At 72.6% G+C, this 12,197-nt stretch carries 7 protein-coding genes; 3 read left to right on the top strand and 4 right to left on the bottom strand.

Annotated elements, in window-relative coordinates; genetic code table 11:
• Positions 1 to 144: 144 nt before the first annotated feature.
• The gene (locus tag KHP12_RS21205; protein ID WP_211833468.1) at positions 145 to 1,416 is read right to left on the bottom strand and encodes a macrolide family glycosyltransferase; all 1,272 of its coding nucleotides are present in this window, start codon (positions 1,414 to 1,416) and stop codon (positions 145 to 147) included.
• Between the two features lie 246 nt (positions 1,417 to 1,662).
• Between KHP12_RS21205 and KHP12_RS21210 the strand changes: the two genes are divergently transcribed.
• The gene (locus KHP12_RS21210) at positions 1,663 to 3,597 is read left to right on the top strand and encodes a glycoside hydrolase family 3 protein (RefSeq protein WP_086883208.1); all 1,935 of its coding nucleotides are present in this window, start codon (positions 1,663 to 1,665) and stop codon (positions 3,595 to 3,597) included.
• 183 nt (positions 3,598 to 3,780) lie between these two features.
• On the opposite strand, the gene KHP12_RS21215 is transcribed toward KHP12_RS21210, so the two are convergent.
• Positions 3,781 to 5,187, bottom strand: coding sequence for a S28 family serine protease (locus KHP12_RS21215; protein WP_211833470.1), 1,407 nt, complete (start codon positions 5,185 to 5,187; stop codon positions 3,781 to 3,783).
• Between the two features lie 183 nt (positions 5,188 to 5,370).
• Between KHP12_RS21215 and KHP12_RS21220 the strand changes: the two genes are divergently transcribed.
• Positions 5,371 to 5,814: a hypothetical protein gene (locus KHP12_RS21220; RefSeq protein ID WP_020871152.1), complete on the top strand. Its 444-nt coding sequence runs from the start codon at positions 5,371 to 5,373 to the stop codon at positions 5,812 to 5,814.
• A gap of 178 nt (positions 5,815 to 5,992) precedes the next feature.
• On the opposite strand, the gene KHP12_RS21225 is transcribed toward KHP12_RS21220, so the two are convergent.
• A complete protein-coding gene (locus tag KHP12_RS21225) occupies positions 5,993 to 10,183 on the bottom strand; it encodes an ABC transporter ATP-binding protein (protein ID WP_246649130.1) in 4,191 nt (1,396 codons plus the stop codon).
• 789 nt (positions 10,184 to 10,972) lie between these two features.
• Positions 10,973 to 11,260 (bottom strand): helix-turn-helix domain-containing protein, encoded by a 288-nt coding sequence (locus KHP12_RS21230; RefSeq protein ID WP_210609318.1) that lies wholly within the window; start codon positions 11,258 to 11,260, stop codon positions 10,973 to 10,975.
• A 75-nt stretch (positions 11,261 to 11,335) separates the two neighbouring features.
• On the opposite strand from KHP12_RS21230, the gene map reads away from it, so the two are divergent.
• Complete coding sequence (map, locus tag KHP12_RS21235; protein ID WP_138915541.1) at positions 11,336 to 12,103, top strand: type I methionyl aminopeptidase; 768 nt, start codon at positions 11,336 to 11,338, stop codon at positions 12,101 to 12,103.
• Positions 12,104 to 12,197 lie beyond the last annotated feature (94 nt).

Here is a 12,197-nt window from a genome sequence, read left to right on the forward strand (position 1 = left end):
GAGCCGCGAACCCCCTGCGCGCCGCCGACGCTCTGGGAGGGGTGTCGCGTCGGCGGCGGGGTGCTGCTGGCCGCGGGCGGCGGAGAGGGTGGTCGGCGACGCAGCCAGCAGCGAGGCCGGGTACCGCCGTGCGGAGACTCCCCATCAGCACGCCGCTTCGACGCATCGCGACCCGCGCCGGTTCCGCGCGCGGTGTCGGACCGGCAGCTCCGCCTCGATCAGGTCCGCCGCCCGGTCCGGTCCGCCCTCCGCGGCCATCCGCGCCTTGAGCGCGGCGCAGCGGGCGGCCACCTCGGGGTCGTCCACCAGATCGAGCACCGCCTTGCGCAGCGCCGGAGCGGTGGCCTCCTCCTTGGGCAGATGGCGGCCGACCCCGAGCCCTTCGAGCGTGTCCGCGTTGCGGAACTGGTCGACGGCCTGCGGTACGGCGACCATCGGCACCCCGCAGGCCAGCCCCTCCTGGGCGCCGCCCGCACCCGCGTGGGTGACGAACGCGTCGGCCTGCCGCAACACGCTCAACTGAGGTATCCACGTGTGCACTTCGACATTGGACGGGATCTCGCCGAGCTCGTCCGGGTCGACGAACTCGCCGATCTGGAGCACCACGTACCAGCCCGGCAGATCGCCGAACGCCGCGAGGCACTCTCGGTAGAAGCCGGGCTCCCTGGTCCAGGTGGAGCCGAGCGAGATCAGCAGGATCCGGTCGGTCCCGGCGGCCCGCTCCGGGCGGCGCCACTCCGCCACGTCGCGGCGGGCGCTCTGGCAGCCGCCGACGAAGCTGTAGACGGAGGCGTCGACGCGGTCGGCGTTGGGCTGGAGCAGTTCGGGGATGAGGGCGACACAGCGGCTGGGGCGACCGATGAGCCGGTCGGGGTCGGTGCCGGCCAGGCCGTTGCCCTCGAGCCAGGCGCGGTAGCGCGCGTAGTAGGCCCGGCCGCGCTCCGACCGCCGCATATGGGCGTACATCGGCTCGAAGACCTCTTCGCGATAGCCGTCCCAGGGCACGAAGCTGGGCGCGAGCTCGACGGCGGACACGCCCCACCGATGGGCGAGGACATGCGCCGGATAGGCGGTGACGTCGTACATCACCAGATCCGGCTCATCGCCCTCGTAGGCCGCCAGATGCTGCGGAAGTGCCTGCTCCGCCTCGGTGAGAAACGGCTCGATGTAGTCGATCAGATCGGAGCCTCTGGCGCCCGGCACATTCTCACCATGGAGGATCGAGGTGTAGGTCTTCGGCTCGGCGCCGGTTTCGGCCACCTTCTCGGCGAACGACTCGGGGATGGCGTAGGTAACCCGGTGGCCGCGGGCCACCAGCTCGCGCATCACCTCCAGGCTCGGGTTGACGTGCCCGTGTGCCGCGATGCCGAACATGGCTATGTGTGTGGGGGGCTTGGCACCCGTCGGTGGGGTCATGAAAACGGAACATAAGCGAGAACGGATGCCTCATACAAATACCGCACATACCCGGTCGAGAGTTTAGTACCGGTTTCGTGCAGGCACCAGATCACGGTCTTTAACCAGTCTTTTCCTTTACGCTTCCGGGCCACGCGGCGGAGCCGCACATCGATGCTGTGGGAAAGGCCAACTTTCCTTGACCCGGCCGCGGTGTGTGTCCCAGCGTGTCCTGCACACCTATGGCCGCCCCCCTCCGAACGTCCCATGGAAGGAGTGCGGGTGCACACGACGTCTCGCCGCGCCCTGCTCACCGCCACCCTGGCCGCCGCGGCGGCCGGTGCGTGCAGCGGACCGACGAACAGCTCCCCCGCGCCCGCGGCCCCCGCGCGCCGCACCACCGCCGGTTCCGGCAGCCCCTCCGCGACCGCCTCCCGGCCCACCACGGAGTCCGGCCGGGACCACGAGCGCGACCGCCGGCGGATCGACGAGCTCATCGGGCGGATGACGCTGGACCAGAAGATCGGCCAGCTCTTCGTGATGCGGGTGTACGGCCATTCGGCCACCCGCCCCGACCCGGCCGATGTCGCGGCCAACCGCAAGGAGATCGGGGTCGACAACGCCGCCGAGCTGATCGCGAAGTATCACGTGGGCGGGGTGATGTACATCGGATGGGCACACAACATCCGCGATCCCCACCAGGTGGCCGCGCTCTCCAACGGCATCCAGAAGGCCGCGCTGGCCACTTCCGTGCCGGTCCCCGTCCTGCTCTCCACCGACCAGGAGTACGGCACCGTCGCCCGGGTCGGCGCGCCCGCCACGCTGTTCCCGGGCGCCATGGCGCTCGGCGCGGGCGGCAGCGCGGCCGACGCCCGTACGGCAGCCCGCACCGCCGGAGCGGAGCTGGCCGCGCTCGGCATCCGGCAGGACTACGCCCCGATCGCGGACGTCAATGTCGACCCCGCCAACCCGGTGATCGGCGTGCGCTCCTTCGGCGCCGACCCGAAGGCCGTGGCCCGGATGGTGGCGGCGCAGGTGGCGGGCTATCAGAGCGCCGGGGTCGCGGCCACCGCCAAGCACTTCCCCGGCCACGGCGACACCAGCGTGGACAGCCATGTGGGCCTGCCGCGGATCACCCACTCCCGGAAGGAGTGGGAGCGGCTGGACGCGCCGCCGTTCCGGGCCGCGATCGAGGCCGGTATCGACTCGATCATGACGGCCCATCTGCTCTTCCCCGCGCTCGACCCGGCCGACGACCCCGCCACCCTCTCCCGCCCCATCCTCACCGGTGTGCTCCGCGAGGAGCTGGGCTACGACGGGGTGGTGGTCACCGACTCGCTCGGCATGGCGGGGGTGCGGAAGAAGTACGGCGACGACCGGGTGCCGGTGCTGGCGCTCAAGGCGGGCGTGGACCAGCTGCTCAACCCGCCGAGCCTGTCCCTCGCCTTCGAGGGCGTGCGCAAGGCCGTCAAGGCGGGCGAGCTCAGCGAGGACCGCATCGACCGCTCGCTGCGGCGCGTCCTCGAACTCAAGGTGCGCCGGGGCCTGTTCGAAGAGCCGTACACCAGCGACCGCGCGGTCAACCGCACGGTGGGCACCCGGGAGCACCGCGCCACCGCCGACCGCATCGCCGAGCGCACCACCACCCTGATCACCAACCGCGGCGGACTGCTGCCGCTGTCGCCGCGCCGCCACCGCGATCTGCTGGTGGTGGGCGTGGACGCCGCGGCGCCCTCCGGCACCGGCGGCCCGCCGACGTCCGTCCTGGCGCGCGCCCTGTCCGGCCTCGGCTTCCGCACGGAGGCGCTGACCACCGGCACCGCCAGTTCCCCCGGCCCCTCCCCGCAGCGCATCGAGGCGGCGGTCGCCGCGGCGCGGGAACGGGACGCGGTGATCGTGACGACGTACGACATCGCCGCCGGCTCCGCCCAGCGCGCCCTGGTGGCACGGCTGGTGGCCACCGGCGTGCCGGTGGTGCACCTGGCCCTGCGCAACCCCTACGACATCGCGCGCCTGAACGGCCGCGACACGGCCCCCGGCGCCTCGCTGGCCGCCTACTGCTGGACGGATGTGGAACTGCGCGCCGCCGCCCGCGTCATCGCGGGCCGGACCACCCCGCACGGCAAACTGCCGGTGGCGATCCGGCACGCCGACGACCCGTCCCGGGTGCTGTACCCGATCGGGCACGGGCTGAGCTACTAAGCGCTCCGCTGGAAGTGTCGCGACGGGTCGTCGGCCGGCTGCGGTGCCGTCATGGCTGGTCGCGCCCGCGCGGCGGAGCCGCACATCGACACGGCCCCGCGCCCCTTCGAGGCGCTGCCCGAACCGTCGCGGACTTCCTCCGACCTGCTTAGCCCGTGCCCGATCGGGGCCCGCGGACGCGCCCTACGGGCGCAGCGTCACCGGCTCGCGCTCGATCTCGCGGCGGTCGAGCTTCGCGTTGTGCCGGGCGAGGGGCTTGCTCGTCGGGCTGACGCCCGCCCAGCGCTGCACCTCCGCGGTGGCCTTGGCCTTCTGGTCGCCCGTCAGCTGGGCGATGCTGGAGCCGTGGTTGCCGCCTGCCACCGTGTAGACGTACGCGTCCTTGGCACCCTTGCCGACCTGGAAGCGCTCGGCGCCCCACGGGTCGTTCTGGCCGTAGACGAAGAGCATCCGGTGGGCGTCGTGCCGGACCCAGCGGTCGATGTCCCGCATCACGCCCTGCTTGAAGTGCATCGGGATGTCACGCGGCACATAGGTGCGCGGCGCGTAGATGCCGGGGTAGCGCAGCAGCCCGGCCAGGTGCGGGGTCTTGAAGGTGGGCGAGCCGAGCTCGGTGCCCGCCTGGTAGTAGTACGGCGTGTAGGTCTCCAGGCCCTGGTCGGTGTAGGCGGAGAAGCCCGAGATCTCGTCGATGAAGCCGTACAGCTCGTCGGTGGACGCGGTCGGGGCCGGGACGTCCGCGCAGTCCTTCAGCAGGTGGTACTGCCAGAAGGCCCACACCAGGTCCAGGACCACGTTCTCGTACGCCTTGTCGGCGCTGCCGACGACGGTGAAGGTCTGCTTCTCGTCGTCCGCCCACTTCTGGTAGCGCTTCACGATCTCGTCGCGCCGCACCAGCGCCTCGCGCTGCACCGCGTTGAGCCTGGTGCGGCATTCGGCGGTGCCGACGCCCGCGAAGAAGCGGTCGTAGGCGGAGTCCTCGTCGTTGACGACGTCGTTGGGCGCGACATAGGCGACGGTGCCCGCCATGTCGTTCGGGTAGAAGCGGCGGTAGTAGGTGGCCGTCATCCCGCCCTTGCTGCCGCCGGTGGCCAGCCACTTCTTGCCGTAGATGGGCTTCAGGGCCCGGAAGAGGCGGTGCTGGTCGCTCGCGGCCTGCCAGATGTCCAGCTTGGACCAGTCGGCGGGCTGGGGCCGGGAGGGAGTGAAGAAACGGTACTCCATGGACACCTGATTGCCGTCCACCAGCTGCGTGGGCTCACTGCGGCGCGGTGCGGTGGTGACGTTGTAGCCCGAGGTGTAGAAGACCGTGGGCCGGTCGGTGGCCTTGTGCAGCAGCGTGAACCGCTGTTGGAAGGTGCCCTTGGAGGGATGCCGGTGGTCCACCGGCTGGGCGTAGCTGAAGACGAGGAAGCGATAGCCCTCGTAGGGCTGCTCCTCCACGAAACGCATTCCGGGAATCGCCAGGACACGCTCCTTGATGTCCGGCTGGGCGGGGGCGGCCGGTGCCGCGGACGCGCTTCCGGCGCCCGCGCCGACCGCCCCCACCAGTATCGCGAGCGACAACAGCCATCTGAGCATCTTGCGCATGCACCCTCCCCATTGTTGCCGTGTTGACCCTTTGCCCCGTGAATTCGCACAGGTCGCCGAGAACCTATCCGGGCACACACGCGCGTCGCCAGATGCCGTCAATGCTCCAACCCGAGGCCGAATACGGAGAGTTGTTACCCCCGCCCTCTTTCGTAGCGGGCTGTGATGGCTCATGCTGCCTGTATGGACCGAGACGAACGGCACGACCGGAGTGAACGGGCCGAGCGGCTGACGCGGTATCTGAACGAATTGCAGGAACGGATCGATCCCCGCTCGCTCGAGCTGCTGATGCGGCTGCTGCGCGAGTTGAGCACCTCACCGGCCGTCCGCGGGGGGACGTACGAGCTCGGGATGGGGCCGGAGGAGAAAGAGCTGTTCACCCCCGCTCTCCAGGCTGAGCTGCTGGTGTTGTTCGGCCTGCTCACCTCCCAGGACGAGCGTGTGGTGGTCGACCTCGGCGACAGTCCGCACGCCAAGGGCATGAAGGTGCTGGTGCCTCAGGAGCGGGCCGGGGACCCCGACTTCCTGCACCGCCACAAGCAGCGGGTGGCGGCCGAGGCGGAGCAGCGGGAGCGGGACCGGCGGGAGGTGGAGGGCATAGCGAGGGCCAGCGGCATGGAACCGTGACGTTACCGTACGTGACAACGGGCGAACGCTGAGCGTTACCGCCCCCAAGGGGCGCGGGGCTGTGTCGATGTGCGGCTCCGCCGCGGCTGTGTCGATATGCGGCTCCGCCGCGTGGGCGACCGGCCACGACGGCACCGCGGACGGCCGACGGCAGGTCGGGGCACTTCCAGCCGCGCGCTCAGACGGTCGCGGGGGCCGTCTCGCCCATGAACGTGCGCCACAGCGCGGCGTACCGCCCATCCCGCGCCACCAGCTCCTCATGGGTGCCGTCCTCGACGACCCGACCGTGGTCCAGGACCACCACCCGGTCCGCACGGGCGGCGGTGGTCAGCCGGTGGGCGACGACCAGTGTGGTGCGCCGTCCCGTCAGACGATCCGTGGCCTGGTTGACCAGGGCCTCGGTGGCCAGATCGAGCGCGGCCGTGGCCTCGTCGAGCAGCAGGATGTCCGGGTTCACCAGCTCGGCGCGCGCCAGCGCGATCAACTGCCGCTGACCGGCGGAGAGATTGCGCCCGCGCTCGGAGACCTCGTGCAGATAGCCACCGTCGAGCGACGCCACCATGGCATGGGCGCCGACCGCCCGCGCGGCGGCCTCCACCTCCGCGTCGCTCGCGCCGGGCCGTCCGTAGGCAATGGCGTCGCGCACCGTCCCGGCGAAGAGGTACGGCTCCTGCGGGACCACCCCGAGGTGGCCGCGGTATCCGGTGAGGTCGAGTTCGCGCAGATCCACACCGTCCACCCGCACGGCGCCCTCCGTCGGGTCGTAGAACCGCGCCACCAGCTTGACCAGAGTGGACTTACCGGCCCCGGTCTCCCCGACGAACGCCACGGTCTGCCCCGAGGGGATCGTGAGCGAGATGCCCGCCAGCGCCTCCTCGCCGTCCCCGTACCGGAACCGCACATCGTCGAAGGCGATCTCGCCGCGCATCGCGCGCACCTCGCGCGGGGCCTCGGCCACCGGTGTGGTGGTGGGCTCGCGCAGCAACTCCTGGATGCGGCCCAGCGAAACGGTGGCCTGCTGATAGCCGTCGAAGACCTGGGAGAGCTGCTGGACGGGGGCGAAGAACAGGTCGATGTAGAGGAGATACGCCACCAGCGCGCCCGCCGTCAGCGTGCCGTCCCCGACCCGCCCGGCGCCCACGATGAGCACCAGCGCGGAGGCCACGGACGACAGCAGTTGGACGAACGGGAAGTACACCGAGATCAGCCGCTGGCCGCGGAGCCGCGCCTGGCGGTAGGAGTCGCTGCGCGCCGCGAACCGCTCCCGGCCGGACCGCTCGCGCCGGAACGCCTGCACGATCCGCAGCCCCGCCACGCTCTCCTGGAGGTCCGCGTTGACCACGCTCACGCGCTCGCGGGCCAGTTCGTACGCCTTGACGCTGCGGCGCCGGAACACCACCGTGCCGATGATGAGCGGCGGCAGGGTCAGGAAGACCACCAGCGCGAGCTCCACGTCGATGATGAGCAGCGCCACCAGGATGCCGAAGAAGGTCAGCAGGCTGACCACGGCGGTGACGAGCCCGGTCTGGAGGAACGTGGACAACGCGTCGACGTCGGTGGTCATCCGCGTCATGATCTTGCCGCTCAGCTCGCGCTCGTAGTAGTCGAGACCGAGCCGCTGGAGCTGGGCGAAGATCTTCACGCGGAGTGCGTAGAGCACCCGTTCACCGGTCCGCCCGGTCATCCGCGTCTCGCCGATCTGGGCGGCCCACTGCGCGAGGACGACGAGGAGCGCGAGCCCGGAGGCGGCCCACACCGCGCCGAGCGAGAGCCGCTGGACGCCCTGGTCGATCCCGTGCCGGATGAGCACGGGCAGCAGCAGCCCGGCGATCGCGTCCACGGCCACGAGCGCCAGCGCGACCAGGAGCGGCGCCCCGAAACCGCGCAGCAGCCGCCGCAACCCGTACGCCTCCTCGGGGCGGGCGGCCCGCTCCTCGTCGATGTCGGGGGTGTCGGTGGCGGGCGGCAGGGCGGCGACCTTGGCGAGCAGCTCGGGGGTGGCGGGCATCCCGGACAGCGCCCCCGCGAGCCCCGGCCCGGCCACGGCCCCGACCCCCGCGCCCGCCGCCGTGTCGCCCTTACGGCCGTCACCATCGGGCCGCACCCATAGCTCCGGGGTCACTCCGCCGTGACTCGGGCGCGCCGGGTGGCCCGCCACGGCCCCGTCCGGCGGACAGGCGGCGCTGTCCCCGTCCGGCGCCCATACGGTGCCCTCCCCCTCCCGAACGGCGTGCGCGGGGTCGTCCCCACCGTGCGAACGGCCCCGCCCCTCCGCGTCGGACGGCACCCACGGCTCGGTCGCCACCCCATCACGGACCGCTGCCTCACCGGCGGCATGCTCGGGGTCGTCCCCACCGCGCGCCCGGCACCGCCCCTTGACCCCGTCCGACCGCACCCACGGCTCGGTCGCCACCCCGTCGCAAGCCGTCTCACCGGCGGCGTGCCCGGGATCGTCCCCACCACGTGCCCGGAGGCCCACCTCCAGGCACGGGCACTCCTCACGGCCACGCGCCGCGCCGTCGCCGTCGCCGTCCACGGACGGCCCGCCGTCGATACCCGGCTCGACCAACCCCGTCGCGGCGGACTCGCCACCGAACGCCCTGGCGAGGCCCACCGCATGCGCGGAGGCGCCGGCGCCGCGCGGCTCGACATGGGCCGGGCCGTCGCCGCGCGGCTCGGTCTCGTCCGTCAACAGGCTCCGGTACAGCTCGCTCCGGGCCCTCAGCTCCTCGTCCGTGCCCACGTCCGCGACCCGGCCCCGGTCCATCACCGCGATGCGGTCGGCGAGAGCGAGGGTGGAGGGGCGGTGGGCGATCAGCAGGGTGGTGCGGCCCGCCATGACGCCCCGGAGCGCCTCGTGGATCTCGTGCTCGACACGCGCGTCCACCGCCGAGGTGGCGTCGTCCAGGACGAGCAGCCGGGGGTCGGTGAGGATCGCGCGGGCCAGGGCCAGCCGCTGGCGCTGGCCGCCGGAGAGGGTCAGCCCCTGCTCGCCGACCTCGGTGTCATAGCCGTTGGGCAGCTCGGAGATGAAGCCGTCGGCCTGCGCGGCGCGGGCGGCGGCCAGGATCCGCTCCTCGCTCGCGTCCGGCTGCCCGTAGGCGAGGTTGGCACGCACGGTGTCGGAGAAGAGGAAGCTGTCCTCCGGCACCAGCCCGACCGCCCCGCGCAGCGAGTCGTACGTCAGCTCCCGCACATCGTGGCCGCCGATCCGCACCGCGCCCGACGACACGTCGTAGAAGCGCGGCAGCAGCATGGACAGCGTCGACTTGCCACTTCCGGAGGCGCCCACGACGGCCAGGGTCTCGCCCGGCTCGATGCGCAGGGACACCTCGGAGAGCACCGGCCGCTCGGGGTCGTAGCCGAAGCTCACCCGGTCGAACTCGACCGTCGCCGGGGCGTCCTCGGGAAGCTCCCGGGCGTCGGGGCGCTCGTCGATGACGGGCTCGGTGTCGATGAGCTCGAAGACGCGCTCGACCCCGGCCCGCGCCTGCTGCCCGAGGGTCAGCAGCATGGTGAGCATCCGCACCGGGCCCACGAGCTGGGCGAGATAGGTCGAGAACGCCACGAAGGTGCCGAGGGTGATCTGGCCCCGCGTGGCCATCCAGCCGCCGAGCGCCAGCATGGCCACCTGGCCGAGGGCGGGGACGGCCTGGAGGGCCGGGGTGTAGCGGGAGTTCAGCCGCACGGTCCGCAGCCGGGCGGCGAACAGCCGCCGGCCGACCTCGCGCAGCTTGTCGGTCTCCTGCGCCTCCTGCCCGAACCCCTTGACCACCCGGACACCGGTCACGGCCCCGTCGACCACACCCGCGACGGCGGCCGCCTGCCCCTGGGCGTACCAGGTGGCGGGGAAGAGCCGGATGCGGCTGCGCAAGGCGAGGATCCACAGGGCGGGGGCGACGGCGAGGGCGACGACGGTGAGCAGCGGCGAGAGCACGGCCATCACGACGAGCGAGACCAGGAAGAGCAGAATGTTGCCGATCATCATCGGCACCATGAAGAGCAGGCCCTGGATCAGCTGGAGGTCGCTGGTGGCGCGGCCGATGATCTGGCCGGTGGAGAGCTTGTCCTGCCGTCTGCCGTCGAAGCGGGCGATGGCCGCGAACATCTCGGTGCGCAGGGCGTGCTGGACGTCGAGGGCGAGCCGTCCGCCGTAGAAGCGGCGGATGTAGGTGAGGACGTACACCACGAGGGCGGCGACGATCAGCAGCGTGGCCCAGGGGGTGAGGGACCGGTCGTGCGAGACGATCACATCGTCGATGATCAGCTTCGGCACCAGCGGGACGAGCGCCATGACGGCCATTCCGGCGAGCGAGGCGCCGAGGGCGAGCAGCACATCGCTGCGGTACTGCCAGCAGTAGCCGAACAGCCGCCTTACCCAGCCCTGCCCGGCGTCCGGGCCATCCGAGCCCGCTCCACCCGCGCCCCTTTTGCCCGTTTCATCCGATGCGTCCGCCGCTACGTCCGCCACCCGTGAACCTCCCGATCCGCACACGCTTCCGGAAGGCACCAACACACTGATGTGCGGATTTCATCCTGCCGCAACAAACGGATCGGGGCGCGGGGCGGCTGCGGGGCGCCGGCGCATCTTTCCCCTCCCCGCCCCTTCCCGACACCAGGGGCGGAGCCCCTGGGACCCCTGGGACCCCTGGGGCCCGGGGGGCCCGGGGGCCCAGGGGTCCCGGGGGGCCCGGGGGCCCAGGGGTCCCGGGGGGCCCGGGGGCCCAGGGGTCCCGGGGGGCCCGGGGGCCCAGGGGTCCCGGGGGGCCCGGGGGCCCAGGGGTCCCGGGGGGCCCGGGGGCCCAGGGGTCCCGGGGGGCCCGGGGGCCCAGGGGTCCCGGGGGGCCCGGGGGCCCAGGGGTCCCGGGGGGCCCGGGGGGCCCGGGGGCCCGGGGGGCCCGGGGCGGAGTGCCCGTCCCGGGACCTAGGGCGAAGCACCCGTCCCGGAGTCTGAGGCGAAGCACCCGTCCCGGAGCCTGGGGCGAAGCACCCGTCCCGGAGTCTGAGGCGAAGCACCCGTCCCGGACCCGGGGCGAAGCACCCGTCCCGGGGCCTGGGGCGGAGCCCCGGTTCGGGGGCTGGGGCGGGGCTCCAGTTTCGGGAAGGGGCGGGGAGGGGAGGCAGCCCGCCGCAGGCGGCGCGATCCGGGCGGCCCCGGCTAGGCCGCCTCCTCCGCCGCCTCCTCCCCCCGCTCCGGAGCGGTCACCGCGGCGCAGCGCTCCGCGATCTCGCCCAGGGTCAGTCCGAGCGTCGCGGCGAGGGCCGCGATGGTGAAGAAGGCGGGGGTCGGGGCCCGGCCGGTCTCGATCTTCCGGAGGGTCTCGGCGGAGATCCCGGCCCCCGCGGCGACCTCGGCCATGCTCCGTTCGCCACGGGCCTGCCGCAGCAGAGCGCCGAGGAAGCGGCCGCGTTCACGTTCCAGCGGGGTGAGAGGAGTGCGCACCATGACCGTGATACTAATACCGGTATAGTAATTGGTGCACACCGAACCGGCGGTTCGGTCATGCGAAGGGGCTCATCCATGGTGGAAATCAAGACCGACGCGTCCCTGGACGCCATGCGCGAGGCGGGCCGCGTCGTCGCCTCGGCGCTCGACGCCGCACAGCGGGCGGCGGCCGTCGGCGTCTCGCTGCGCGAGCTGGACGAGGCGGCGCGGGAGGTGCTGCGCGAAGCCGGGGCGAGCTCCCCGTTCCTCGGCTATCGGCCGCAGTTCGCGCCCACCCCCTTCCCCGCGGTCATCTGCGCCTCGGTCAACGACGCCATCGTCCACGGCATCCCGGGCGACTACCGGCTGCGCGACGGCGATCTGGTGACCGTCGACTGCGGTGCGACGCTGGACGGCTGGAGCGGCGACGCCGCCGTCAGCTTCACCGTCGGCACCCCGCGCCCGGCCGACGTACGGCTGATCGAGACCACCCGGCAGGCGCTGGAGGCGGGGATCGCGGCGGCCGTCGCGGGGGGCCGGATGGGCGACATCTCCCATGCCGTGGGGACGGTGGGGCGCGCCGCGGGCTACGGCATCATGGAGGACTACGGCGGCCATGGCATCGGCCGGCGGATGCACGAGGACCCGCCGGTCCCCAACGAGGGGCGGCCCGGCCGCGGCTTTCCGCTGCGGCACGGGCTGGTGCTGGCCATCGAGCCGATGTTCCTGGCGGGCGGCCTGGACGCGTACACCACCGACGCCGACGGCTGGACGCTGCGGACGACGGACGGCAGCCGCGCCGCCCACAGCGAGCACACCGTGGCGATCACGGACGACGGCCCACGGATCCTGACCGCGCTCTGAGACGACACATCACCCCGTCCGGACACACGCTCGCGGAATCGCCCAAAAGCGGACTGTTCAATACCGGACCGTTCATCAAACACTTAGCAGGGCT

The organism is Streptomyces asiaticus, from assembly GCF_018138715.1.
Classification (GTDB): Bacteria; Actinomycetota; Actinomycetes; order Streptomycetales; family Streptomycetaceae; genus Streptomyces; species Streptomyces asiaticus.